Origin of the sequence: Brucella pseudintermedia (genome assembly GCF_008932435.1) — a bacterium.
Lineage (GTDB): Bacteria > Pseudomonadota > Alphaproteobacteria > Rhizobiales > Rhizobiaceae > Brucella > Brucella pseudintermedia.
In genome coordinates this window covers 171,549-197,296 of record NZ_WBWE01000002.1, presented here as the reverse complement: position 1 = coordinate 197,296, position 25,748 = coordinate 171,549, and the positions used below count along the sequence as shown (strand labels likewise).

Here is a 25,748-nt window from a genome sequence, read left to right as displayed (position 1 = left end):
CCATTCTCCCACTCTTGTTTGAGTTCACCCTTTAGTTGTTCCGGTCTGGCCGTTTTGGGCTCTTGTCACCGGCTTATGCGCATTCTCCCTTAAGTGTTGTCATCGTCCTGTGTACCAGTTGGGCAACCACATCGCGATCTGCGGAAAGATCATCAGGATGATAATGGTCAGCACCATGAGGAAGAAGAACGGTACGATCGAACGATAGATGTCGATCAGTGTAATTTCCTTCGGTGCCAAGGCCCGCATCATGAAGAGATTGTAACCGAAGGGCGGCGTGATATATGCGATCTGGCAGGTGATGGTATAGAGAACGCCGAACCAGATGGCGTTGAAGCCGAGGCTCTTGACCAGCGGTATGTATAGCGGTGCGACGATGACCAGCATGGCGGTATCATCGAGGAACATGCCCAGTATGATGAACGAAAACAGCATCAGTACCAGGATTGTCCAGGGCGAGAGATCGAAGGTGTTGAGCAGTATGTTTTCGATGGCTTTCACCGCCCCGAGGCCGTCATAGACCGAAGAAAAGCACAGCGCTGCCAGAATGATCCAGAGGAACATGCAGGTGACGGTCAGACTGTTGCGCGTCGTGGTTTCCCACACAGTTTTGTTCAAGCGTCCAGTAAAAAGCGCGGCAAGCGTTGCAAGCAAGGCTCCGACGGCGGAGCTCTCGACAAGGCTGGTAACGCCGGTGAGGAACAAGCCCATCATCGCGCCGAAAACCACAAGCGGCAATATTCCTGCACGCAGGGTGACGAAACGGTCGCGCCACGTGATCTTATCCAGCTCTTCCTGCGGCAATGTTGGCCCGAGTTCGGGCTGGATGCGGCAGCGTATATAGATATAGATCGCAAAGAGCGCGGCCATGAGAAGGCCGGGGCCGATGCCAGCGAGCCACAGCTGCAAAACCGGCTGTCGGGCGATCATCGCATAGAGAACGAGCACGACGCTCGGTGGAATGAGGATGCCGAGGGAGCTGCCCGCCTGGATGACGCCCGTTACCATCACCTTATTGTAGCCGCGCTTCAGCAATTCGGGCAGCGCTACAGTTGCGCCGATTGCCATGCCCGCGACGCTGAGGCCGTTCATGCAGGAAATGATGACCATAAGGCCAATGGTGCCGAGCGCCAGACCCCCACGAATGCCGCCGAACCAGACGTGAAACATGCGATAGAGATTGCTGGCAATGCCCGATTCCGAGAGCATGTAGCCCATGAACACGAAGAACGGCACAGTGATAAGCGGATACCAGTTCAGCACGGCGAAGGTGGCATTATACGGCATCTCGAACGAGCCTTTGCCCCAAAGCAGGAGCGCTGCGAGCGAGCCGACGAAACCGATCACGCCGAACACGCGCTGCCCGGTCATGAGCAGCACCATCATGGTTGCAAACATGAAAAGCGTAATGAATTCAGAGCTCATATGTGATGTCCTTCCTCAATGGCAGGACCCGCGATTGTGCTGATCGGCTTTCCGCGCAGGGAGGCCCAGTCCTTGAAGAAATTGGAAACGCATTGCAGCAGCAGCAGGAAAATACCGACGGTCATGATGAGCTTGATTGGCCAGAGAAGCGGTGCCCAGGCGGTATAGTTCTTCTGGTTGTAAACGATGGCGTAATTGGTCGCCGAAATTCCGCCCGTCACCATCACGCCCAGATAGAAAATGATGAACAGGATGGTGATCATGTCCGTGATCATTTTTCTTCGCGGTGAAAGGCGATCGAAGAAAAGGTCCATGCGCACATGCGCGCCTTGCTGCATGGCATAAGCCCCGCCGAGCAGGTAATAGGCGGAAAGCAGGAACTGGGACATTTCCAGCACCCAGTTCACCGGAATGCCCAGCACCACGCGCGAAAAAGTGGAATAGAGGAGACAGGCGCCGAGCACGAAGAACAGATACATCGCAAAGCGCCCGACATAGTAATTCATCGCATCGATATATTTGACGAACAGTCTGATCGGCTTCGGCATTTCCGGCTCCTTCAGGCTCTCTGTTCCATGTCGTGAGGACCAATTGCTTTCGCGGCGTCCTTCAATAGGGTCGCGAGCTTTTCGGCCCATACGCTCTGCGCTGAACTATCGGCAATCTCGTTGTTACGGAGTTCGATCATCACACAGGGCGCATTGCGCGGACGCGCGTGCCGCTCCAACGTGTAATAGACACGATCCGCTGGCGAATAGGGCTCGTTCACGCCTACGTTCAGGGTACCGTCCTTGCGCAGGGCAGCGATCAGTGGCTTGCCAATCCGATCGTCTTCATCGTGGATGATGCCGATCTGCCAGGGGCGGGCCACGCCCCGATAAACGGGCGTGAAGGAATGGATCGTCACGATCCACGATGGCAACCCGCGTTGCGTGCGCTCTGAAATGGTCTGTTCAATAGCGGTATGGAAGGGACGGTGGGAGAGATCGATACGCGCCATACGCTCTATCGAGTTGAGCGCGTGGTTTCCGGGCACCACAGTCGTCTCGCTGATCTCCGGAATAAGATCAGAGGCATCAAGCGGGCGGTTGCAGTCGATCAGCAGCCGCGAAAGCTGGCTTTCGACAAGCGGCGCGTTGAGAAGCGTAGCGAGAAGTCTCGCAACCTCCGCTGCGCCCGGGTCCCAGGCGATATGTGCCCGTAACGCATCGGTGTCGAGTCCGAGTCCATCGAAAGTCTCTGGAATGAAGTTGGATGCGTGCTCGCAGACAAGAAGATAGGGGCTTCCCCCATCCTTGTTGAAGACAGAAACAGGCTCGCACGAAACCGTGCGATGTTCTCGCTCGTTCGTCATTCCGTTTGTTCCCCGCGCTGTAACTTATGTTACGTTTTTTCCGATTATGCGCTATTGCGGATTATTTGATACGTCCTATGATTATTTGTCAAACACAATTTCGCCCAAATCTGAAAAGGGCATTCGCGAACGGAAAGTACTTAGCCTGTGCATGCAAGCGTTGCGGAACTGATCAATGAGCGGATTGACACGATGCCAGCGGGCGAGCGAAGCGCCGCGCAGACGCTGATCGCCAATTATCCAATACTGGGCCTGAAAACCGTGGCGGAATTTTCCGCCTTGGCTGGTGTCAGCTCCCCGACGATCCTACGCTTCGTGAACAGGCTCGGATTTCAGAATTATCCCGATTTTCAGGCGCGACTGCAGGACGAACTTGCGGCGCAACTGCAATCGCCGCACCATCGCAATGAACTGCCGGGGCGCGGGCCGGATGCGGCCTATCCGGCGGTGGAACATACGCTGGAAAATATTCGCGAAAGCTTCCGGCACCTTGGCGAGAAGCAACTGAGGCAGGCGGTTTCGGCTTTGACTGGCGCCAGGGGAAATGTATATCTGATCGGTGGGCGCTTCACCGATCCCATTGCGCAATATATGGCTGCACACATGACGGTCATTCGTCCCCATGTCTTTCATCTTGGCGGGCAGGAAAGCGTCTGGCGTGACCGCCTTCTCGATATGGGAAAGCGTGATGTTCTGGTGGTTTTCGATATTCGCCGCTATCAGGACAGCCTTTTGCAGCTTGCCGAGAAGGCGCGGTCACGGGGCGTCGAGGTTGTTCTCGTCACTGACCAGTGGCTTTCGCCGATAGCACGCGTGGCCCGTCATGTTCTGGCCGGGCGTACAGCCGTGCCGTCCGCATGGGATTCCTCGGCTGCACTCTTTGTTCTGGCCGAAACGGTCATTCGCGAAATGACCCGAATGCTGGAAAAGGACAGCGCTGCCCGCATTGCGGAACTCGAAGGGCTGCGCTGACGAAAATCGTTAAGGGCGCGTGTTATTCCAGCCCACAGGCCCGCAGAAAAAGTGCAGAAACTTCTTTCTCGATCCTTTCGAGATCAAGCGGTTCATCCTTTTGGAGTTCCATCATGCTGCGCACTTGCGCTTCAAAATCGGCATAATGCTGGGTCACAGCCCATATATGCATCTGAAACAGCAGCGGATCGACAGGCCTGATGCGGCCGTCGTCCACCCATGACTGGATGAGTTTCACCGCATTATGGGTTGCAAAGACGTGTTTTTTCCAATGGCGGCTTAGATAGGGCGCGCCATTGGCAATCTCGGTGGTGAAAAGGCGAGAGGCCTTGGGGTTCTTCTGGCTATATTCGAGCTTGGCCCGGATATATTGCCGGATCACCTTGGCGGGATCGTCTTCGGTATTGGCGCCGAGGAATATTTCTTCCCACTCGTCGAGGATATACACGATGATATCCTCGTAGAGTTCTTCCTTGCTGGAAATATAGTAGTGCAACTGCGGCTTGGTGAGACCGGCGCGGTGCGCAATGCCTTGCGTGGATGCCCCGGCAAGGCCTTTCTCGGCAAACTCGTCGATCGCGGCAGCCCGTATAGCGCCGAGAATGCGCCGCCTGCGGTCGAGAACCTTGTCTCGTCCGGTTGGCTCCGTGTTGTCATTCTCGTCGTTGTTCATCCGTGCCTGCCGCGATTAAGGAGGGACTTATTGGCTCAACTTCTTCTTAATGTCGAGGCCTACGCCCTTGTTTACAAAGGCATCCGTCGCGACCTTGCTGATGTCGAGTTCGTCACCGCTGACGATGCCAGCCTTGCGCGCGAGTTCGTAAAACGCCTTCACACGGTTCATGTCAATTGCGCCGATGCCTTTCTCGGCTGCGTCGCCGCTGTCGATGAGCTGGAGGCTTTTGATCCGCTCCAATTCCGCATCGAGCGTTTCCTTGCTCATGTCGGGATTATCTTTCAGGATCAATTCATAGGCCTTGTTGCGGTCGCCGTAGAGAAAATTGGTCCAGCCCTCGATTGAAGCGCTGACAAAACGCTGCACCAGATCGGGGTTCTTTTCGATCAGCTCCTGCCGGGTTTCAATCGTGTTGCCATAAGTGCTGTAGCCATAATCGGCCAGAAGGTAGGTCGTAACCTTTGCCCCTTCCTTTTCGGCGTAGAGCGGTTCGGCGGTGGCATAGGCTTGCTGCACCACCTTCTTGTCGTTCAGGAACTGCGCCAGGCTGTAGCCATAGGGGCGAAGCTGTTCTTCCTTGAAGCCGAATTCCTTCACCAGCCACGGCCAGAACGAGAATTGCGCATCTTTCGACAGCAGGATCGTTTCGGCATTGGTCAGATCCTTGAAGTCCTTGTATTCGCCTTCATGGACCATCAACGCCTGCGGATCTTTTTGGTAGAACGCAGCAACAACCGTTGTCGGCACGCCGTTGGCAACATTGTTGAACGACAGGAGCAGGTTGCCCGTCAGCAGGAAATCGAGACGGCCTGCGGCAAGCATCGGGCGATTGTTGACCTGCGGTCCGCCCATTTCGATTTGCACATCGAGACCGTATTTCTCATAGGTACCATCGGCGACGGCTTGATAGAAACCGCCGTGACCGGCTTGCGCCAGCCAGTTGGTGCCAAGCGTCACCTTGTCGAGCGCATGGGCCATTTGTGCGGAAAGGCCCACGGAGAGTGCGGCCAGTGCCGCAACGAGAGTTTTTTTCATATTGGTTCCCCTTGCTTCAAGCAGTCAAAGCCATGTCGGCAGTCCAGCCGCGCGTTTTACCTGGATTGAGCAGGCCATACGGGTCGGCAAGTTTCTTGAACTCGATCTGGACGCCGTCGATCTCCTTCATGCCGCCATCCTCAATGGTGTAGGCATGAGGATCGTAGATGTCGCAGCCGTCGACCTGCTCCAGTTCCTTGATCAGGCGATACATCTCGTCACGGCCTTCAAAGCGGACAAGCGGAAGCGCGAAAATCTGCACTTCGCCTTCGAGACGAGCCATTTCGTGATGCATATATTGTGTTTCGCCGTAGCGCGCGATCTGGCGCGTCACCACATCAACGTCGAATGGACGCGGATAGGCGACCTGGAGATAGGTCCAGCCTTCCTCGGCCTTCAGCGCCTGCAAGGTCGTATGGTTCCAGCCACATTCGTACGCAGGCTGAAGACCGTTCTTGTGCAATTCGTCCAGCGTCATGGCGAAGGAAACCTTGCCGCCAAATTCGGTGACGAGTGCTTCGAAACGGGCCATTTCTTCCGGCGCGATCATGGCGAAAACCGCATCCTTGTCGGAAGGAAAGAGTTCGCCGAACTTGGTGTAGAAACGCGCAAAACGGCGGTCGACCGTGGTCAGAAGATAGCAGTCGAGATTATCTTCCAGTGCCTTGAGGCAGAAGTTGAGCGTTGCCTCGTAACTGTCGAACAAGGCTGCAGTATGTATCCAGTCGGTCGATTTGGTGAGGCCGATTTCCAGTTCCAGAATGATGCCGTTGGTCCCATAGGCATGCTGGACTTTATGAATGTCGCGTCCGGTCAGTTCAATGATCTTCGGTTCCGGTTCGACGGTCAGGACCTTGACAGAATAAACGTTGCCATCGTCGCGCAGCATCCCGTGGCGCAGCGAGCCAATGCCGCCGGAACCGCCGGAGAAAAAGCCGCCAATCGTGGCGATGCGGCGGGTGGACGGATACATCAGCAATTCCTGTCCGGTCTCACGAACCGCATCGTCAAGGCGCGAAATGCGCGCGCCGCCTTCCACACGAACCTTGCCGGGTTCGATTGCGATAATGCGGTCGATCTTGGTCATATCCAGGATAATGCCGCCTTCAAGGGGAACGCACTGACCGTAATTGCCTGTGCCGCCACCGCGAACCGTAATCGGAATGCGAAGTTTCGCAGCAGCAGCAGCAACGCGGCGTACTTCATCCTGATCCTTCGGTATGACGACGAGATCGCCGACATAATGGCCAATGTCCTCCGTCAGGATGGGGCTATACCAGAAATAATCCCGAGAGCGCAGTTCGACCTGCTTGGGGTCATCATAAATGCGGATTCCATCGATTTCGGCGCGAAATGCGGCCCAGTCATAGATGCGCTGTGGTGCGGCAGAATTCATGGGGTTCTCCGATTAAATTTTTGTACCGTTGCGCCAGACGACGCGGCGGGCCTGCGGGCGGCTGATGAGATCGTTGAGGTCTTCGGCATCGTGCCAGATGAAATCGGCCAAGCCGCCAGCCTGCAGGTCGTGCATGCGCTCGCTGCCAATAAGTCGGGCGGGCAGGGTGGTGATGCTGTCGAGCCATTCCTGTGGTTCGACATGGCAGACCGGCGCTGCAAGACGCAGTATGGCGAGCGGATCGTAATCGCCATAAGGATAGAATGCATCGCGAACATTGTCGGAGCCGAGCATCACATCCATGCCGGCTGCGCGCGCTTCCTTAAGAGGCGCAACACCGCGCAGGCGCGGAGATTTCCCCCCGATCCGATCCTGTAGATAAAGATTGGATGTTGGCAGCGAAACGAGCGCGGTGCCTGCATCGGCGGCGGCATCAAGGATGCGCTGCAGTTCGTCCGGCCCGCGCAGCGACAGCGAGCAGGTATGGCCGCACAAGACCCGACCAGCCATGCCATGGCGCGCGGTCGCCGATACGATCAGAGAGAAGCCGTCCGCTTCTACATCCAGCCCCTCATCGACATGAAAGTCGAGGTCGAGGTCATGCTTCACGGCAAGCCGGAACATCTCCTCAATCTTGGCTTCAAGATCAGCGTTGCGATAGAAGAATGCGCCGAACACGCCGCCATCATTTGCAACGCGGGCTGCAATTTGCGGACCAGCATCAAGCACAAGATCGCCATGGACAAGCGCTGCAAGCTGGAGGTCGATCCGGTCTTTCCATTCCTGACGCAGTTCGTTGAGAACTGGCCATGCGGCGGGTGCTTCCGGCGTCGTCCAGTCAACATGACTGCGCATCGCGCCGACGCCTTGTTCAAACGCAGCTTGCAGGCCCTGGATTGCGCGGGCGCGAATATCTGCCTCGCTCCAGTTCTTCCGGTCTGCGTCCATCAGATTGATCGCGTCGAACAGGCAATCCACTCTGACGTTGCCATTTTTCGCAATGCGCCGGATCGTGAAGGTTTTGTCGAGATGAACATGGATATCTGCGAAAAGCGGCGTGATAAGTCCGCCCCCCACTGCCTGCGACGGCGCGAGCGATGCGATGCGATTGCCTTCGATCTTGATGTCGTAGTGCCCGGCGCGACCGGCTATGGCTACCCCTTCCAACATTCTAGCGTTCCCGGCGAATTTCGCTTTCGTGCCAGCGCCCGAGGACGAGACGCGACAGCCAGCTTGTCACGAGAAAGATCACGATGCCCAATAGCGACACGAGAAAAAGGGCCGCAAACATGCGCGGAATTTCGTTGCGGAAGCTCGATTCCAGAATGCGTGAGGCAAGACCTGTGCTCTGGCCTGCCGTGCCGGCAACGAACTCGGCGACAACTGCGCCGATCAGCGACAGGCCGCCAGCAATTTTCAGCGCCGCCATGAAATAAGGCAATGCGCTTGGTGCGAGCAGATAGCGCAGACGCTGCCATGGCGAGGCGCGGTAGAGCCTGAAAAGATCACGCAGATTGTGGTCGGCGCTGCGCAATCCGATCACCGTGTTGGACAGGATCGGGAAGAACGCCACGATCCAGGCGCATATCAGCAAGGCTGAAAACGTATCACGCACATAGATGAGGATCAGCGGCGCAATTGCGATGACTGGCGTGACCTGAAGAATAACGGCGAAGGGAAAGAACGCCATTTCTATCGGGCGGGACAAGGCGAAAATCATGCCGAGCAGAATGCCACCTATAATTGCGCAGCCGAGGGATATCAGGGTCAGCTTGATCGTGAACCACATGGACGCCATCAACGATGGCCCATCCTTTATAAGCGTCTGTGCAACCAGCGAAGGCGCAGGGATTAGGTAATGCGGCACCTGATAATAGCGGACGAGACCCTCCCATATGCCAAGGGCAATTATGATCGCCAGCGTCGGCATGACAATGCGCAAGGTGCGTTCGCGCCGGGCGAGGCGATCCTGTTCGGCATTCAGGACAGGGAGCTCTGTTTGCGTCGGTTTCATCGTCCTGCCCTCAGTGATCGATATCTTCGGAGGAAAGCGTCGCGGTCAGCGCGTCGGATACCTTGGCGCAATATTTCGCGTAGGCATCGGTCGTGCGGTAGTTTTCAGCACGCGGGTAAGGCCCGATGATCGGTATGTCAGCCACCACGCGGCCCGGCCTGGCTGCCATCACCACCACGCGGTTGGACAGATAAACTGACTCATAAACGCTATGGGTGACGAAAATCACGGTCAGGCTGTGTTCCTGCCAAAGACGCAGCACATCATTGTTGAGCTTGAAGCGCGTCATCTCATCCAGAGCTGCAAAAGGCTCGTCCATCAAGAGAAGACGCGGACGTGTAACCAGCGCACGAGCGATGGAAACGCGCATTTTCATCCCGCCGGACAGCTCCCGCGGAAATGCGTTGGCAAAGCGTGACAGGCCAACCTGTGCGAGCGCTTCTTCGACGCGCGGGGTCGCTTCTTTGCGGGCAATGCCGGACAGGCGCAGCGGCAAATAAACATTGTCGAAAACGCTGGCCCACGGCATCAGGGTCGGTTCCTGAAATACGAAACCGATATCCTGTGCACCGAGGGGACCCTTGCCGGGAGCATGGCCGTTGATACGGATATTGCCAGCGGAAATCGATTCTAGCCCGGCGATCATGCGCAGCGCCGTGCTCTTGCCGCAGCCGGACGGACCAAGAAAGCTGACGAACTGGCCTTGTTCGATCCTGAGCGACATGTCGCTCACGGCCATCACGCCAGTGCCATATTGCTTGTAGACGCCGTCTATTTCGATCAGGGAGGATGGAGCTTGCGAGTTGGGGGCCACGCTCATTGTCCTTACCAGGCTGTCTTGTTGTCGAGCCAAGAAAGGGGCGCTCGTTCAATTTCCGCGAGAACCTCAACCAGGCGCTCGGCGGCAAAGTCGATAGTCGCTCGACCCTTTTCTGCGGTCGCGAGCGTCGCATCACCAGCGGCGCCATATGGATTGATATCCTGAATCTGCCAGGCGGGCTTGGCGCCGCCGCTCAGCGAGAGATGCTTGAAGTCGCTTGCAAAAGTTTCCGTAAGCGTCCGGAAATCCTGTGCTTTCGACATGTCGACCAGATCGGGATGCATCTCCAGCATCACCGAGGTTTCCATGTCGCCTGCATGGATGCCGTGCTTCAGATCGTGTTCGCTGTACACGCCTTCAGGCATTCCAAGGCCGAACCAGTTGATGCTTACCACCATCATATTATGACGGATGCGAAGCTCTCGCGCGACAATATCCATGACGCTGATCTGGCCGCCATGGCTGTTGAGCAGCGCCATCTTGCGGACACCGCTTGCTGCCACGCAAGCACCTATCTCGCACCACATGCGAATGGTCGTTTCGGCCGAAAACGTCAATGTGCCGGGGTAAAGGCTGTGCTCATTGCTCTTGCCGATGGCTTGCGTCGGCAGGAAAAGCACGCGGCTTGTTTCCGGCAGGCGGGCGATGGTTTCCTTGACCATGCCGTCAACGATAGCAGCGTCGACGGCGAGCGGAAGGTGCGGTCCATGCTGCTCGATTGCGCCAACGGGCAGAACTGCCACGAGCTTCTCGCGCTCGAGGCGGGAGAATGCCTCGCTCGTATAATCGGACCAATATCGTTTCAAGACTGCAACTCCTACACGCTCGGGCCAGGGCGTTAGAGCGGTTCCTGTTTAACGGACTCGTCGGAACCACTCTATCTATTTGTTTTCTCGCATTTCCGAACGCAAAACCGTTTCCCACTTTTGCTGAAAATGCTGAGAGCGCTTCCCTGAAAGTGTGAACGGTTTTCGGAACAAGATGCGCGTCAAACCAGATTTAGCACATCCTACTAAACAATCTGACCGATCGGTCAAACTAATTGTTTTAAATATTCGGATTGCGTGCAATTAAGGTGTGAATCCGTGGCTATTTGGCCACGTGATAGGCCGCGCCAGGTTTATGATGTGCGGAAATTTTCGGAGGTCCTATGGACGACAGATGCATTATCATAGGGGCTGGTCATGCTGGCTCGCAGGCTGCGGTCAGTCTTCGGCAGGAAGGCTATGCGGGCCAAATCATTCTCATCAATGACGAAACCGATATTCCCTACCATAAGCCACCGTTGTCCAAGTCCTACCTGAAGGCGCCCGAAGGCGGCGGTCTGGTTCTGCGTCCGGAGTCGGCCTATCGCGACAACAATATCGAGATGATGTTTGGGCGTCGCGTCGATGCCGTATCTCTGGCAGGCAAAACGGTCAGGCTCGATGACGGGCAGGTCCTGAACTGGTCCGAATTGATCTTCGCGACCGGTGCGCGTGCCCGCATTCCCGATGTGCCGGGCGTCGAGCTTGACGGTGTTTTCACGCTGCGCCGGATGGAAGATGCCCGCCGCATTGCGGCAGCAATGCCCAATGTTGAGAATGTGGTCATTATCGGCGGCGGTTTCATTGGCCTCGAAATGGCTCATAGCGCAATCGCGCTTGGCAAAAAGACGGTTCTGATCGAGGCTGCGCCTCGCGTGCTGGGGCGTTCGGTTGCAACGCACATCTCCGCCCATGTGGAGGCGCGCAGCCGCGCCGCCAGTATCACGGTTTTGACGGGTCTCGGCGTGATGGCCATTGAGGGTGAAAATGGCCGTGTGACGGGCGTGAAAGCGGCTGACGGAACCATATTCCCGGCGGATATGGTTGTGATGGGTACGGGTGCGATGCCAAACGTGGAGCTTGCTGTAACGGCTGGGCTTGCGGTCGACAATGGCATTGTTGTGGATGAGAATCTACGCACGTCCGCGAGCCACGTCTACGCTATAGGCGATTGCGTGAGCTACGATCATTTTCACGCCGGTCGTCGGGTACGGCTCGAGTCAGTACAGAACGCGACAGACCAGGCAAAGCATGTGGCGCGCACCATTGTCGGACGCGAAACGCCATTTCGAGAGATTGCCTGGTTCTGGTCCGATCAGGGCGATATGAAATTGCAGACAGCAGGCCTTTCCTTCGATGCTGACCGGCATGTGCTTTCGGGAAACCCGGAAGAAAATGCGTTCTCCATCTTTCATTTCGCCGGTGACAGGCTTGTGGCTGTCGATTCCATCAATCGCCCCGCGGATCATATGATCGCGCGCCGCCTGCTGGCGGCGGGGATCAATCCGACCGAGGCTGATATTGCCGCTGGGGCTGCACGGCTGAAAGAAATGCTGGCCGCTGCGCCGAAAGCTTGAGGATATACGATGAGCACTTTGAAACATCTGTTGCCCCAGGATATGGCGGCTCCCTTTGCCGCCTATAGCCACGGTGTGAAAGTAAAGACTGGCGCGGAAATGATCTTCTGCTCCGGCCAGCTGGGTATCGCGCCGGATGGCAATGTTCCGCAGGACGTGGGAGCGCAGGCGGAACTGTGCTTTGAGAATATTCGGCGCATCCTGCGCGACGGCGGCATGGACCTTGCCGATGTAGTGCGCATCAACGCCTACGTCACGGATCGAGCCTATATGCGCCCCTATATGGATGTCCGCGACAGGCTGTTTCCGCAGCCCGCGCCAGCCTCGACGCTGATGATCGTTTCCGGTTTCACGCGGGAGGAGTTCAAGGTCGAGATCGAGGTGGTCGCCGCGCGGTAATTTCCAAACGAAAACACCCGCCGCGGGAGGAAGCGGCGGGTGTTTTATGGGGAAGACCGGACTTGGGAGGAGAATATCCGGTCTTGCATCACCGAGGGAATGGGAGGAGGAGAAAACACCCCGGTGATATTCTGGAAACTGTAGGACCGCGCATTTATGGGGACTCGCAATCCTTGAAAGAAGGCCGATGCCTTCCGGTGCGCTATTAGCGAGCAGCGGCCTTGCGTGCGACGAACGGGATTTCCGAAGGCAGGATGCCGAGGTCGTTCAGTTCACGTGGGCTCAGGCGGCTCAGTTCGTTTACGGTGTTACGGTAACGGCGCCAGTTGTTGTACGAGCGGATCAGGTTCATTTCTCTCACCTAGTAAAATCTTATCTCTTTGTTGCAAACAGCATATAGGCTCGAAGCATTTCGAATTGGAGAGACAGATTTGCATAGCTGCAATGCGTTAAAGCTTGTCAGTTGCACGTCTTTTGCGCAGCTTGGTCATTATACGATCACAATCTCATGTCCTGGTGGGAAATCCGCCGGATTCAGGCTGCTTCGGTGGCTAACCGGTTAAAATTTCTTTAAAATTTTGGCGACCAGAAAGTTGCCCCACAAATTCGCGCAGGCTGGCTGCGTTTGAAAGCGCATCGCGCCAATAAATTGAGCGATCTCCTCCCTGCTGCGACGGCTCTGTATAATGAAGTATAAAACTGAAACTCCGTCGGCTTTCAATTTTGTCGCAAAAGTCCGGGAAATCGTCGGTTAGAGACAACAATTCCACATGACTTGCGCGCCGGATTGAGTTAAGGGAGTTTCGTCGGGTGTCGGGACGCCATATCATGTGACGTTCTTGCACTGTCTGTCTGCGGGAGAGCGCCAACCGGCCGCCGAAGGGGAAATCGCCCGAAATCTCTCAGGTACAAGGAACCGCAGACGGGTAAGACAACTCTGGAAAGTCAGGGGCAACCCTGCGCCGAAGGTGTAAGTATGGCGTTAGCCATGCGAGTCTCTCAGGCCTGAGACAGAGGGGCACGAAGCACCCGCATTTTGCGGAGGCACACGTGCGACTCTGGAGTTGTTATGGGCGATACCGCACATTTGAATACCCTGCCTTTGCAGGATCTGCATGAACAGGCTGGCGCGCGCTTCGGCGGATTTGCCGGCTGGAACATGCCGATCACCTATCCGCTGGGCGTCATGAAGGAACATCTTCATACGCGTGAACATGCGGGCCTTTTCGATATTTCTCATATGAAACTGATCGAAGTTTCGGGGACGGATGCCGCCGCACTTCTAGCCGAGACCTGCCCGCTCGATCCGACGATCCTGAAGACGGGTCAGTCGAAATATACTTTCTTCCTCAATGATAGTGGCGGCGTGCTGGACGATTTGATCGTCACGCGCCTTAGTGAAGACCGCTTCATGGTCGTCGCCAATGCGGGCAATGCCGATGCCGATATCGAGCATCTGAACGAAGCTGCTTCCGGCAAGAACGTAACCGTCAATCCGCTCGACCGCGTATTCCTTGCCCTGCAGGGACCGGAAGCGGAAGCTGTCATCAATGACGCCGGTCTCAAAGGTGCCGAGCTTGCCTTCATGAGCGGTTTCGAGCCGAAGCAGGGCTGGTTTATGACCCGTTCGGGCTATACCGGCGAGGATGGTTTCGAAATCGGCTTGCCAGCCGATGAAGCCCGTGCGCTCGCAACGAAACTACTCGCCGATGAGCGCGTCGAATGGATCGGCCTTGCGGCCCGCGATTCCCTGCGCCTCGAAGCCGGTCTCTGCCTCCACGGTCAGGACATCACACCGGAAACCGATCCGGTTTCGGCAGGTCTTACCTGGGCGATCAGCAAAGCTGTGCGAGAAAAGGCTGCATTCAACGGCGCGAAGGCCGTGCTGGACGCAATCGCCAAGGGCGCATCTGCCAAGCGCGTTGGCCTGAAGCCGGAAGGCCGCCAGCCGGTCCGCGCAGGCGCTGGCCTTTTTGATGAATCCGGTCGCCAGATCGGCACCGTTACTTCGGGTGGTTTTGGTCCATCGGCAGGTTTTCCTGTCGCGATGGGCTATGTTGAGGCAAGCCTCGCTGCCCCCGGCACACGCGTTTTCGCTGACGTTCGCGGCAACAAGGTTCCCGTTGACGTTTCGGCGCTTCCCTTCACACCGCATCGCTATCGCAAAGGATGATTTCCATGGCCAATATCCTGTTCACCGAAGATCACGAGTGGATCAGCGTCGAAAACGGCGTTGCCACTGTCGGCATTACGATCCACGCACAGGAACAACTGGGTGACCTCGTTTTCGTCGAACTGCCGGACGTCGGCCGCACGGCAACCAAGGGCGAGGGCATTGTGGTTGTGGAATCGGTCAAGGCCGCTTCCGACGTTTATGCGCCGGTCAATGGCGAAGTGGTCGAAGTCAACGAAGCCGTCGCAAGCGATCCGGCTCTTATCAATCAGGCTGCGGAAGGCGAGGGCTGGCTGTTCAAGCTGAAGCTTTCCGATGAAAGCCAGCTTTCCGGTCTCCTCGACAAGGCCGGTTACGACAAACTGGTAGGATAACGCGATGACCCAGCAGGTTCTTCCCTTCGTTGCCCGTCATATCGGGCCAAGACTGGAAGACGAGCGCGCCATGCTGGCCGCGCTCGGCCTTCCTTCCATGGAAACTCTCATCGCGCAGGCAGTTCCGGCATCCATTCGCCTCAACCGTGCGCTTGATCTGCCGGCGCCGCTTAGCGAAGCCGACGCGCTTGCCGAACTGAACGCCATCATGGGCCGCAATGTGGTGAAGAAGAGCTTCATCGGTGCAGGCTATCATGGTGTGCATACGCCGCCGGTCATCCAGCGCAACCTGTTTGAAAATCCGGCCTGGTACACGGCCTATACGCCGTACCAGTCGGAAATCAGCCAGGGCCGTCTCGAGCTTCTGTTCCACTTCCAGACATTGGTTGCCGAACTGACCGGCTTGCCGGTTGCCTGCGCCTCGCTGCTTGATGAAGCGACTGCTGTTGCGGAAGCTGTCGGCGTTGCTTGTCGCCATCACCGCGACAAGCGCAGCCGTGTGCTGCTAGCAGGCGAACTGCATCCGCAGACGGTCGATGTTGTCAACACCCGCGCCGAACCGCTCGGCTGGCAGATCGAAACCGGCAGCACTGTCGACGATAATACTGCCGCCATCGTCGTGCCGTGGCCGGATACGCGCGGCGTCTATGGCGATTTCAGCAAGGTCATTGCCGATGCCAAGGCCAAGGGGGCACTGGTTATCGCTGTTGCCGATCCGTTGGCGCTGACCATCATGGAAGCTCCAGCAAGCTGGGGTGCCGATATGGCCGTTGGCTCCATGCAGCGTTACGGCGTGCCGATGGGTTTTGGTGGTCCACACGCAGCATATTTGGCTGTGTCTGAACCGCTGACCCGCATCATCCCGGGCCGCATTGTCGGCCAGTCGACCGATGCGCACGGCCGCCCCGCCTACCGTTTGGCGCTCCAGACCCGCGAACAGCATATCCGCCGCGACAAAGCGACGTCGAACATTTGCACCGCGCAGGCATTGCTCGCCAATATGGCCGCATCTTATGCCATCTGGCACGGTCCGGCGGGCTTGCAGGCCATTGCAACGCGTGTTGCTGGCCTTGCTTCGCGCTTCGCCGCTGGGCTTAAGGCTGCTGGCGTCGAGATTGCAGGCGATAGCCTGTTCGATACGGTTACGGTCAAGGTCGCTGGCAAGGCTGCGAAGATCGCTGACGAAGCCGATAAGGGCGGCCGTCTGCTCCGCATTATCGACGCGGATACGGTTGGCGTAACCTTTGATGAAACCTCGACCGAGGAAGATCTTGCAGCGCTCGCCGTTCTGTTCGGCGCTAAGCCGGTTGACGGCGACGAGCTCCTCGTTCCGGGCGAGGGGCGTGGTGAAGGCTTCCTCACGCAGGAAGTATTCCACGCGCATCGTTCAGAAACGGAGATGATGCGCTTCCTGCGCCGTCTCGCTGACAAGGATCTGGCGCTTGATCGCGCGATGATTCCGCTCGGTTCCTGCACCATGAAGCTCAATGCGGCAGCAGAAATGATGCCGGTGAGCTGGAACACGGTTGCAAATCTGCATCCATTCGCGCCAGCCGAACAGACGCAGGGCTACGCCAGGATGACTGCTAACGTGGAAGCATGGCTTTGCGAAGTCACCGGCTTTGCGGGCGTTTCGCTGCAACCAAATGCCGGTAGCCAGGGCGAATATGCGGGCCTGCTGGCGATCCGCCACTATCACCAGTCGCGGGGCGAGGGGCATCGCAATATCTGCCTTATCCCATCGTCTGCGCATGGCACTAATCCGGCCAGCGCCTCGATGGCAGGCATGAGCGTCGTCGTGGTCAATTGTCGCCCGGACGGCGACATCGATATCGATGATCTCAAGGCCAAGGCCGAAAAGCACCGCGATAACCTCGCGGCCTTCATGATCACCTATCCGTCGACCTATGGCGTGTTCGAAGAAGGCATCAAGGCTTTCTGCGAAATTGTGCATGAAAACGGCGGCCAGGTTTATTTCGACGGTGCAAACCTCAATGCACTCGTTGGCCTTGCGCGCCCGTGTGACATCGGCGCTGACGTTTGCCATATGAACCTGCACAAGACCTTCTGCATTCCGCATGGCGGCGGCGGTCCCGGTGTTGGTCCGATTGGTGTTGCCAAGCATCTGGTGCCGTACTTGCCGGGCCATGTCGACCTTGGGTCCAAGCACGCCGTTTCGGCAGCTCCGTTCGGCAGCGCATCCATTCTGGTCATTACGTGGATGTATATCCGCATGATGGGCGGTGCTGGTCTGAAGAAGGCGACCGAAGCAGCGATCCTCAACGCCAACTACATCGCGCATCGCCTGAAGGACGCCTATCCGATCCTTTATACCGGCGCGCATGATCGTGTGGCGCATGAGTGCATCGTGGATACGCGCGTTTTGAAGGACAGCGCGGGCGTGACCGTGGAAGACGTGGCCAAGCGCCTTATCGACTATGGTTTCCATGCTCCAACCATGTCCTGGCCGGTTGCCGGTACGCTGATGATCGAGCCGACGGAGTCTGAACCGAAGTCAGAAATCGACCGTCTTTGCGATGCGATGATTGCCATCGCAGCCGAAGCGAAAAAGGTTGCCGATGGTGTCTGGCCTGCGGATGATAATCCGCTTGCCAATGCACCGCATACGGCAGGCGATACGCTGGCAACGGAATGGACGCATCCTTACACGCGTGAGGAGGCAGTATTCCCGGCGAGCGCGATCAATGGCGAATTCGATGCGACGGCAAAATATTGGCCACCGGTCAGCCGTGTGGACAATGTCGGCGGCGATCGGAACTTGATCTGCTCCTGTCCGCCGGTCGCAGCCTACGGTTGATCGTGCCGGATTGTTTTGAAGTCAGGGCGCCGCGGAAACGCGGCGCCTTTTCTAATACGAAAGATGTTTAGATATCTAACGCATGATTTTCCGACGCCTCCATTTTAACTGGAACCAGTCCATCCATCTGAATTCTAGGCAAAAAAAAGCCGGACTAGGAAGTCCGGCTAAGTTATGAAGGTGCCACTTGGGCAAACCTCCAGAGGGGAACACTTACCGCGCGCAATGGGAGGAGGCACAGCGGTAAGTGACTGTGATATGTATCACCTTGCTCCAATCTTCAACCCCTGAAACGCGAAATTTTTGACCATTTCGGAAATTTCTGAAACTTTTCCGATTTAGACCGTCCGGATGGGTTCATTGGTCAATATTCGTGTTCTTCGGAGGATATGCCGTGCTCCAAATCGAAACAATCTTTCCTCGGCATTGAGTGCCTGCGGCGCAAACCGCCTGGCTGCCCGCTATCTGCGGCGGTTGGACAGAGATGGCTTCGGTGCATTTTCAATGAGTTATGCATTAATCTTCGAAGTAGACGGGTCATTTCTTCTCCGGGCGGTTTATAAGCTTTTGAAATAATTAGAACAATTCTAAAACATTCCTGCGTCAGTCAACTTCATTTAACTTGCAGCGCTGACGGCGCGGATATAAAAGGTGACCAAATGACGAAGGCTTCATGCCGGGTTTAGAGAGAAGCGACCAAGGGGCAGGCCGATTTCTCTGTCTTTTGGATAGTCGGAATGCTGGTACCTTTTTTAATCATGTTCCGCGAAGGCGTGGAAGCTGCGCTGATTGTCGGAATTATTGCCACTTATCTGCATCAGACCGGGCGCAGCGCCTGGATGCCTGTGGTCTGGATTGGCATTCTGCTGGCTTTGGCCATGTCGCTCGCCGTGGGCGCCATCCTGCAGCTTCTGAGTGCGGAGTTTCCCCAAAAAGCACAGGAGCTTTTCGAGGCCATTATCGGTCTGATTGCGGTGTTCGTCCTGACCTCCATGGTGTTCTGGATGCGCAAGGCGGCCCGCTCTATCAAGGCAGAGCTGCATCATTCCATTGACGCGGCATTTCAAACGCCGACGCATAAGGGTTTTGGTCTTATTGTCATGGTTTTCCTAGCGGTGGCGCGTGAGGGGCTTGAATCCGTTTTCTTTTTGCTGGCTGCTTTCCAGCAGAGCGAAGGGCCGGCGGCCCCGCTCGGCGCGCTGCTCGGCGTGTTGCTCGCGGCGGCAGTTGGATACGGTATTTTCAAGGGCGGCCTGAAGCTGAACCTTCGCCGCTTCTTTCGCTGGACCGGGGTATTCATCCTGATCATCGCGGCGGGCATTCTCGCCAATTCGGTTATGGCGCTGCATGAGGCAGGTATCTGGAACCACTTCCAGGCGGTCGTTTTCGATGCGAGCGACATTCTCCCGCTGGACAGCACGCTTGGCTCGGTTCTGGCTGGCGTTTTCGGGTATATCGCAACGCCAACGGTCAGCGAAGTGGTTGCCTATGTGGCTTTCCTCGTTCCGGCACTCATTCTGTTTCTTATGCCGGCAAGCGGATCAGTGACCGCAAGCCAGGTCAAGACAAGCGCACAATAAAAGAGATTTTTATGACGAATCCGAAGCCCACCGAACCGATGTCGCGCAATCTGGTCCGCATAGGACTGGCCTTCGCGGTACTGCTGCTGCTCGCTACCGGTGCTGCATTCTATTATGCATCCCGCATATCGGACAAAGCGCGCCACGCAGCAACTGGCGACAAGATACAAGTCGCGATCAACGCCAAAAGCTGCGAGCCGAACGAATTAACCGTTCCGGCCGGGCGCTCCGTTTTTGAAATCATCAACCAATCGGACCGCACGGTCGAATGGGAAATCCTTGATGGTGTGATGGTTTTGGAGGAACGCGAAAATATTGCGCCGGGCTTCAAGCAGACCATCACCGCGAAGCTGACGCCGGGTGAATATCAGATCACCTGTGGGCTTTTGTCCAACCCTCGGGGCAAGCTGACTGTAACAGCGACTGCCGCCAGCGAGTCGGAAAAGGGCAAACTGCCCCTTACGGCTTTTATCGGCGCTCTGGCTGAATATCAGATTTATCTCACCGCGGAGGTCGCAGAATTCCAGAAAGCTGTGGCGGCGCTTTCCGCAGCAATAGCAGGCGGTAATCTGGAAGCCGCACAAGCCGCCTATGGTCCGGCGCGCGCAGCCTATGCGCGCATAGCACCTGTTTCTGAAGCGTTCTCCGATCTCGACACAGCCATCAATGCCCGTGCCGATTATTTTGAAAAGCGGGAGCAGGACCCAAGCTTTGGAGGTTTGCACCGTATCGAATATGGCCTGTTCGCACAGAAATCGGTTGATGGGCTAGGGCCTGTTGCTGGCAAGCTTGAGCAAGATGCCAATGCATTGAACGAACGCATCCGCGGGCTTCGCATTTCCCCTGACCGCATGATGGCGGGCACTGCTTCCGCGCTGAACCGTTTTGCCTCGACTGCGTCGGAAGACGGTGAAGACCGCTATGCGCATACTGATCTGCAGGCTTTGTCGGGTCTTGTCGAAGGCTCGATCAAGACTACCGATGTCCTGCGGCCCGTTGTCGAAAAGGTTGATCCGAAAGCTTTTGACGGCATCGACAAGGATGCAGCCTCGATCAAGGCGACGCTTGATGCAGGCAATGGGGACAACGGCTTTAAGGCGTATGACGCCCTGTCGCCTGAGGAAAGGACGAAATTTAAGGAAGGTGCGGCCCAACTGGCTGCACAATTTACGAAACTCCGCGATCAGCTGGGAATAGATTAATGACCAGAAAATTTTTCAAAACCAATAAGATGACCTCTGAAGAACCTGTTTCCGCCAGTCGGCGCGCGCTGTTGCTTGGGGCTGGTGCCGCCGGTGTCGCCGGAACAGTCGGAAGCGTGCTCACGCCCCAGGCTGCACAAGCGGTTTCTTCCGAAAATGTGACCAATGCGCCAGAAAGCGAAAAGCTTCATGAAAGCCAGCCATTTTACGGAAAGCACCAGCCGGGTATCGTTACGCCACGTCCCGCTGCGGGTCTCGTCGCTTCTTTCGATGTGCTGGCGCGGGACCGTTCCGAACTTGAGCGGATGTTCCGTCTGCTCACCGAGAGGGCTGAATTTTTGATGAAAGGCGGAATGCCGCCGGAACTCGATGCGAAATTTCCTCCGGCGGATTCCGGCATTCTCGGTCCGGTCGTCACGCCCGACAATCTCACCGTTACGGTTGCGCTTGGTTCGTCCCTGTTCGATGACCGTTTTGGACTCAAACCTTTAAAGCCGAAGCTTCTGCAGCGCATGACCAGTTTTCCCAACGATGCCTTGCAAAAGGACATCTGCCATGGGGACCTTGTAATTCAGTTTTGTTCAAATACGCCGGACACGAACATTCACGCACTGCGCGACATCATGAAGAACATGCCCGACCTTCTGATGGTGCGCTGGAAACAGGAGGGAACTGTTCCTGTGCAGCCGCCGCATTCGCCAAAGGCGAAAGAAAGCGCGCGAAATTTTCTGGGCTTTCGCGATGGGTCTGCCAATCCCGATTCGTCCGACGACGCATTGATGAACCGGATCGTTTGGGTGGGTGAAAAGAATGCGGAGCCGGATTGGGCGACCAATGGCAGCTATATGGCCGTGCGCATCATCCGCAACTTTGTCGAACGCTGGGATCGTACGCCGCTGCAGGAACAGGAAGCCATTTTCGGACGGCGCAAGGATAGCGGAGCGCCATTCGACGGAAAAACCGAGGCCGACGTTCCTAATTACGCGAAGGACGGCGACGGCAAGATCACGCCGCTCGACTCGCATATCCGTTTGGCAAATCCGCGCGATGCAAATGCCGAGCAGCATCTGATTTTGCGCCGTCCTTTCAATTATTCCAACGGTGTGAGCAAATCCGGCCAGCTTGATATGGGGCTGCTTTTCATCGCCTATCAGGCCGATCTGGAAAAGGGCTTCATCACGGTTCAGAACCGGCTTAACGGCGAGCCGCTGGAGGAATATCTCAAACCGATTGGAGGCGGATATTTCTTCGCGCTGCCGGGCGTTCAGGACCATAAGGACTACTACGCACGTGCGCTTTTGGAAGCCAGCGGCCCGCAAAATGCCCGCGGGTAAGAAACCGTCATAACATCCTGAGTTTATGAGCATTTTTCGGAATGCGCCCCACGTGGAGAGGCAAAATATGAAATATCGTCTGCCATTGCTTGCATCGGCATGTGCCGTTGCCCTTACGCTCAGCTTCGGCGCTGCTAAGGCTGAAGTTTCACCGCTGGACCTCGTTCAGCCGATCGCTGATTACAAAGTCTATGTGCAGGAGAACCTCGACGTTCTCGTAAAGGACACCAAAGCGTTCACCGATGCGGTAAAGGCAGGCGATCTGGAAAAGGCCAAGGAGCTTTATCCCTCCACCCGTGTTTCCTACGAAAAGATTGAGCCAATTGCGGAGCTTTTCGCTGATCTCGACGCTTCGATCGACAGTCGCGCGGACGATCATGAAAATGGTGAGAAGTCGGAAGACTTCACCGGCTTCCACCGCATCGAATACGGCCTGTTCGCGCAGAATTCTACCGAAGGTCTCGCCCCAGTTGCGGATAAGCTCTATGCGGACGTGCTGGAACTTCAGAAGCGTGTGAAGGACCTCACCGTGCCGCCAGAAAAGGTGGTTGGCGGTGCTGCTGCTTTGCTTGAAGAAGTGGCGGCTACCAAGATTTCCGGTGAGGAGGACCGTTACAGCCATACTGACCTTTGGGATTTCAAGGCCAACGTCGATGGCGCCCAGAAGATCGTTGAGCTTTTCAAGCCATTGCTGGAGAAGGAAAATCCAGACCTGGTGAAGAAGGTGGAAGCCAACTTCAAGACGGTCGATGATATTCTCGCCAAATACAAGAAGGGTGAAGGCTACGAGTCCTACGACAAGCTGTCGGAAGATGATCGCAAGGCGCTGGCCGGGCCGGTGACCACGCTCGCCGAAGATCTTTCCACCCTGCGCGGCACGCTAGGTCTGAATTAACAACGAAAATTGAAATGGCGGGGTGGCCCGCCATTTCATGCGCTCATGCGGAGTTTGATTTCTGCATTCAACAGGACGCGCTGGGTTGTGGGCAGTTCCAGCCGATCGTCTGGTGTTTCACCCAGTGTCCGAAACAAGAGTTCAATCGCCAGCCGTCCGATCTCGTTATAATCCTGAGCCACCGTTGTGAGCGGGGGGCAGGTATATTCCGACAGCGGATTATTATCGTGACCCGCGACACGAACGTCACAATCCTTCAGCCTGCCGATTTTAAGACCGGCCTGCCAGAGCGCGCTGGTGACGCCGAAGGCGATGCGGTCGTTTGAGCATAGAACGGTGCTCGTCGGAAGCCGGCCTTTTTCGCGCAGAATTCGTGCGGTCTGCTCAAACGCATAACGTTCGAAATCCCAGCTGCGGCTTTGTTCGAGATCGATAATGCGCGGCTCATAACCGAGCTTTTCCATTGCCAGACGATAGGCTTCCTGCCGCTTGACTGCGTTGTTGTTAACCATTGGCATGGAAAAATAGCATGGCTCACTGCCTGAGCGGCATAGGTAATCGACAATCAGATGGAAGGATTTGAGATTATCGGTCCCGACAAAGGGCGAAGTACTGTCGAGCGGAGAGTCGACATAGACGATAGGTACATCTTCGGCGAGACGCGCCAGCGTTGAATGCTGCGAAGCTTCACCGAGCGGCGCGATAATGGCGCCGGCGACATTGAGAGAGCGCAAGGTTTCGATTGCCTGCTTCTCAAGTTCGGGCTTGCCATCGGAAGACAGAACAATCGCCAGATAGCCGCGTTGTTCTGCCAGCGATTGCAATCGTTTTGTCATCGCCATGTAGAAGTGGTCGAGCTGGTTGGGAATGATGATACCCAGAATAGTCGTGCGACGCCGATTGAGGTTCACTGCGAAAAGATTGGGACGAAAACCGGACTGCTTGATCGCGGCTTCTATCAGTTCCCGCGTCTTGGGCCGGACGGACGAGGGATCGCTGAAATATTTCGACACCGTCGGACGTGAAAGCCCCACGAATTCCGAAAAATCCTCCATGGTGCGTATCGTCTTGCGCACGTCTCTATGTCCTGTTCGTAAATCGTCGTAGGTTGGCCGCACCCGGCAAAGCTGCTTTTGGCGAAGCGGCCATGTAAAATGGAACGCGCTGATTTCTCAGGACAGAATCTGAGTCCGATTGCTGCTTCGTCAATGATTTCAGGATGTTCCTCCAGCTCCGTTCGCCTTTATTCTCCAACAGGCGATATCTGGTCAAACTGTCAAAGGCCGCGCGGGACGTCAAGCCGACAAATGTCATTGCCGAGAATGATGCGATGACTATCCATCTATGCTAAAACAGTAACTCGTGAATTTGTCAGGTGGAAATGCCCGTGCTTTCGACCGTATTGTTCATGCAGCGGTCATTTCTCCTCGCAACGCAAAATTGAAAACCGTGCTTGACAAGCCGCGAAGGCTCGCGCCATAAATTTTACATATGTAAGAATTTTGCTATGCATTCGTAAAGGAGGAGACGAAATGCGGACCAAGTCTTATGTTGCAGGGCTTATCGCGTCTGCCGCAGGTGTCGCGCTTATTGCTGGAGCTGCGTGGGCGGAGGAGCTCACTGTAGCAACGGTCAATAATGGCGACATGATCATCATGCAGAAACTGTCGCCGGAGTGGGAGAAAGCGACCGGTAACAAAATCAACTGGGTTGTGCTCGAGGAAAACGTGCTGCGCCAGCGCGTCACGACCGATATCGCCACCAAGAGCGGCCAGTTTGATATCCTGACCATTGGCGGTTACGAGACGCCAATCTGGGGCAAGGCCGGATGGCTTCTGCCGGTCGACGACCTTGGTGATGATTACGGTTATGACGATCTCATCAAGCCGGTTCGCGCTGGTTTGACGGTCGATGGCAAGCTTTACGCCGTTCCGTTCTACGCTGAAAGTTCGTTTACGCTTTACCGCAAGGACCTGTTCGACGCGGCAGGCCTCAAAATGCCTGATGCGCCAACCTATGCGGAAATCAAGGATTTCGCGACCAAGCTCACCGACAAGTCGAAGGAGCAATATGGTCTCTGCCTGCGCGGAAAGCCGGGCTGGGGCGAAAACATGGCCTATCTCGGCACGCTCATCAACACGTTCGGTGGCCGTTGGTTTGACGAAAACTGGAAGCCGCAGATCAATTCCGACGAATGGAAGAAGGCAATCAACTTCTATGTCGATCTGATGAAGGAAGCGGGCCCTCCCGGAATTACCTCGAATGGTTTCAATGAAAACCAGGCGCTTTTCTCGACTGGTCATTGCGCCATGTGGATTGACGCCACTTCGGCGGCGGGTCGTATTTATGATCCAAAACAGAGCCAGGTCGCGGACAAGGTTGCCTTCACCAAGGCGCCGGTAGAGGTAACGCCGAATGGTTCCTCCTGGGCTTGGTCCTGGAATCTCGCAATTCCGGCATCGAGCAAGAAGGTTGAGGCTGCAAAATCGTTCCTGAAATGGGCAACGTCCAAAGAGTATGTGGAGCTTGTAGGCAAGTCTGAGGGCTGGGTTGCGGTTCCTCCGGGTACGCGCCAGTCCACTTATGCCAATGAGGAATACAAGAAGGCAGCTCCCTTCGCTGACACGGTGCTGAAAGCCATTGAGTCAGCCGATCCGACCAAGCCTACCAAGGATCCGGTTCCTTATACAGGCATCCAGTTTGTAGCCATTCCTGAATTCCAGGCAATCGGCACATTGGTCGGTCAGGCGATTTCGTCGGCTGTTGCCGGTCAGCAGAGTGTGGACGCGGCGCTCGACGGCGCGCAGCGTCAGGTCGAACAGATCATGACGCAGGCGGGTTACATCAAGTAACTGCGCAAAGAGCGGTTTTGACCTAACCCGTCGGAACCGCTCTGAC

The 25,748-nt window shown here is 56.3% G+C and carries 23 protein-coding genes and 1 riboswitch; of the genes, 11 read left to right on the top strand and 12 right to left on the bottom strand.

Annotated features, from left to right (window positions below):
* Nucleotides 1-99 precede the first annotated feature (99 nt).
* From F9K78_RS03445 to F9K78_RS03435, 3 genes are read right to left on the bottom strand one after another with little or no spacing between them, the layout of a single operon-like run.
* Complete coding sequence (locus F9K78_RS03445; protein ID WP_121981949.1) at nucleotides 100-1,425, bottom strand: TRAP transporter large permease; 1,326 nt, start codon at nucleotides 1,423-1,425, stop codon at nucleotides 100-102.
* Entirely contained in the window at nucleotides 1,422-1,973 is a 552-nt protein-coding gene (locus F9K78_RS03440; protein WP_121981948.1) for a TRAP transporter small permease subunit, read from the bottom strand. The genes F9K78_RS03445 and F9K78_RS03440 overlap by 4 nt, the downstream gene beginning before the upstream one ends.
* 11 nt (nucleotides 1,974-1,984) lie before the next feature.
* Entirely contained in the window at nucleotides 1,985-2,779 is a 795-nt protein-coding gene (locus F9K78_RS03435; protein WP_121981947.1) for an N-formylglutamate amidohydrolase, read from the bottom strand.
* Between the two features lie 192 nt (nucleotides 2,780-2,971).
* On the opposite strand from F9K78_RS03435, the gene F9K78_RS03430 reads away from it, so the two are divergent.
* Entirely contained in the window at nucleotides 2,972-3,751 is a 780-nt protein-coding gene (locus F9K78_RS03430; protein WP_235925383.1) for a MurR/RpiR family transcriptional regulator, read from the top strand.
* A gap of 22 nt (nucleotides 3,752-3,773) precedes the next feature.
* Here the strand turns inward: F9K78_RS03430 and F9K78_RS03425 are convergent, their stop codons facing one another.
* From F9K78_RS03425 to F9K78_RS03395, 7 genes are read right to left on the bottom strand one after another with little or no spacing between them, the layout of a single operon-like run.
* Nucleotides 3,774-4,424 carry a TetR family transcriptional regulator C-terminal domain-containing protein gene (locus F9K78_RS03425; protein WP_121981945.1) on the bottom strand — a complete coding sequence of 217 codons (651 nt, stop codon included), beginning with the start codon at nucleotides 4,422-4,424 and terminating at the stop codon, nucleotides 3,774-3,776.
* A 27-nt stretch (nucleotides 4,425-4,451) separates the two neighbouring features.
* Nucleotides 4,452-5,462, bottom strand: a complete 1,011-nt coding sequence (locus tag F9K78_RS03420) for an ABC transporter substrate-binding protein (protein ID WP_121981944.1) — start codon at nucleotides 5,460-5,462, stop codon at nucleotides 4,452-4,454.
* 16 nt (nucleotides 5,463-5,478) lie between these two features.
* Entirely contained in the window at nucleotides 5,479-6,858 is a 1,380-nt protein-coding gene (locus F9K78_RS03415) for an FAD-binding oxidoreductase (protein ID WP_121981943.1), read from the bottom strand.
* 12 nt (nucleotides 6,859-6,870) lie between these two features.
* A complete protein-coding gene (locus F9K78_RS03410; RefSeq protein ID WP_121981942.1) occupies nucleotides 6,871-8,028 on the bottom strand; it encodes an amidohydrolase family protein in 1,158 nt (385 codons plus the stop codon).
* Nucleotide 8,029: 1 nt separating this feature from the next.
* Nucleotides 8,030-8,872 carry an ABC transporter permease gene (locus F9K78_RS03405; protein ID WP_121981941.1) on the bottom strand — a complete coding sequence of 281 codons (843 nt, stop codon included), beginning with the start codon at nucleotides 8,870-8,872 and terminating at the stop codon, nucleotides 8,030-8,032.
* 10 nt (nucleotides 8,873-8,882) lie between these two features.
* On the bottom strand, nucleotides 8,883-9,692 hold the full coding sequence (locus F9K78_RS03400) for an ABC transporter ATP-binding protein (protein WP_121981940.1): 810 nt from the start codon (nucleotides 9,690-9,692) through the stop codon (nucleotides 8,883-8,885).
* A 5-nt stretch (nucleotides 9,693-9,697) separates the two neighbouring features.
* A complete protein-coding gene (locus F9K78_RS03395; protein WP_121981939.1) occupies nucleotides 9,698-10,498 on the bottom strand; it encodes a creatininase family protein in 801 nt (266 codons plus the stop codon).
* A 344-nt stretch (nucleotides 10,499-10,842) separates the two neighbouring features.
* Between F9K78_RS03395 and F9K78_RS03390 the strand changes: the two genes are divergently transcribed.
* Both F9K78_RS03390 and F9K78_RS03385 read left to right on the top strand, forming a co-directional pair.
* A complete protein-coding gene (locus F9K78_RS03390) occupies nucleotides 10,843-12,075 on the top strand; it encodes an NAD(P)/FAD-dependent oxidoreductase (RefSeq protein WP_121981938.1) in 1,233 nt (410 codons plus the stop codon).
* A gap of 9 nt (nucleotides 12,076-12,084) precedes the next feature.
* Nucleotides 12,085-12,474 (top strand): RidA family protein, encoded by a 390-nt coding sequence (locus F9K78_RS03385; RefSeq protein ID WP_121981937.1) that lies wholly within the window; start codon nucleotides 12,085-12,087, stop codon nucleotides 12,472-12,474.
* A gap of 205 nt (nucleotides 12,475-12,679) precedes the next feature.
* Here the strand turns inward: F9K78_RS03385 and F9K78_RS03380 are convergent, their stop codons facing one another.
* Nucleotides 12,680-12,826: a DUF1127 domain-containing protein gene (locus F9K78_RS03380; RefSeq protein WP_002965914.1), complete on the bottom strand. Its 147-nt coding sequence runs from the start codon at nucleotides 12,824-12,826 to the stop codon at nucleotides 12,680-12,682.
* A 493-nt stretch (nucleotides 12,827-13,319) separates the two neighbouring features.
* Nucleotides 13,320-13,403, top strand: a riboswitch (glycine riboswitch).
* A 140-nt stretch (nucleotides 13,404-13,543) separates the two neighbouring features.
* Here F9K78_RS03380 and gcvT point away from each other — a divergent pair.
* The 7 genes from gcvT (at nucleotide 13,544) to efeO (F9K78_RS03345) (ending at nucleotide 22,850) form a co-directional block, all read left to right on the top strand.
* The gene (gene gcvT / locus F9K78_RS03375) at nucleotides 13,544-14,647 is read left to right on the top strand and encodes a glycine cleavage system aminomethyltransferase GcvT (protein WP_121981936.1); all 1,104 of its coding nucleotides are present in this window, start codon (nucleotides 13,544-13,546) and stop codon (nucleotides 14,645-14,647) included.
* Between the two features lie 5 nt (nucleotides 14,648-14,652).
* Nucleotides 14,653-15,021, top strand: a complete 369-nt coding sequence (gene gcvH / locus F9K78_RS03370; RefSeq protein WP_121982046.1) for a glycine cleavage system protein GcvH — start codon at nucleotides 14,653-14,655, stop codon at nucleotides 15,019-15,021.
* A 4-nt stretch (nucleotides 15,022-15,025) separates the two neighbouring features.
* Complete coding sequence (gene gcvP, locus F9K78_RS03365; RefSeq protein ID WP_121985274.1) at nucleotides 15,026-17,839, top strand: aminomethyl-transferring glycine dehydrogenase; 2,814 nt, start codon at nucleotides 15,026-15,028, stop codon at nucleotides 17,837-17,839.
* A gap of 737 nt (nucleotides 17,840-18,576) precedes the next feature.
* On the top strand, nucleotides 18,577-19,419 hold the full coding sequence (gene efeU, locus F9K78_RS03360) for an iron uptake transporter permease EfeU (RefSeq protein WP_121985275.1): 843 nt from the start codon (nucleotides 18,577-18,579) through the stop codon (nucleotides 19,417-19,419).
* 11 nt (nucleotides 19,420-19,430) lie between these two features.
* On the top strand, nucleotides 19,431-20,621 hold the full coding sequence (gene efeO, locus F9K78_RS03355; protein WP_121985276.1) for an iron uptake system protein EfeO: 1,191 nt from the start codon (nucleotides 19,431-19,433) through the stop codon (nucleotides 20,619-20,621).
* A complete protein-coding gene (gene efeB / locus F9K78_RS03350) occupies nucleotides 20,621-21,955 on the top strand; it encodes an iron uptake transporter deferrochelatase/peroxidase subunit (RefSeq protein WP_121981932.1) in 1,335 nt (444 codons plus the stop codon). The genes efeO (F9K78_RS03355) and efeB overlap by 1 nt, the downstream gene beginning before the upstream one ends.
* Before the next feature lie 67 nt (nucleotides 21,956-22,022).
* On the top strand, nucleotides 22,023-22,850 hold the full coding sequence (efeO, locus tag F9K78_RS03345) for an iron uptake system protein EfeO (RefSeq protein WP_121981931.1): 828 nt from the start codon (nucleotides 22,023-22,025) through the stop codon (nucleotides 22,848-22,850).
* Nucleotides 22,851-22,885: 35 nt separating this feature from the next.
* On the opposite strand, the gene F9K78_RS03340 is transcribed toward efeO (F9K78_RS03345), so the two are convergent.
* Complete coding sequence (locus F9K78_RS03340; RefSeq protein ID WP_121985393.1) at nucleotides 22,886-23,905, bottom strand: LacI family DNA-binding transcriptional regulator; 1,020 nt, start codon at nucleotides 23,903-23,905, stop codon at nucleotides 22,886-22,888.
* Nucleotides 23,906-24,382: 477 nt separating this feature from the next.
* Between F9K78_RS03340 and F9K78_RS03335 the strand changes: the two genes are divergently transcribed.
* Complete coding sequence (locus F9K78_RS03335) at nucleotides 24,383-25,702, top strand: ABC transporter substrate-binding protein (RefSeq protein WP_121981930.1); 1,320 nt, start codon at nucleotides 24,383-24,385, stop codon at nucleotides 25,700-25,702.
* The last annotated feature ends 46 nt before the right edge of the window (nucleotides 25,703-25,748 follow it).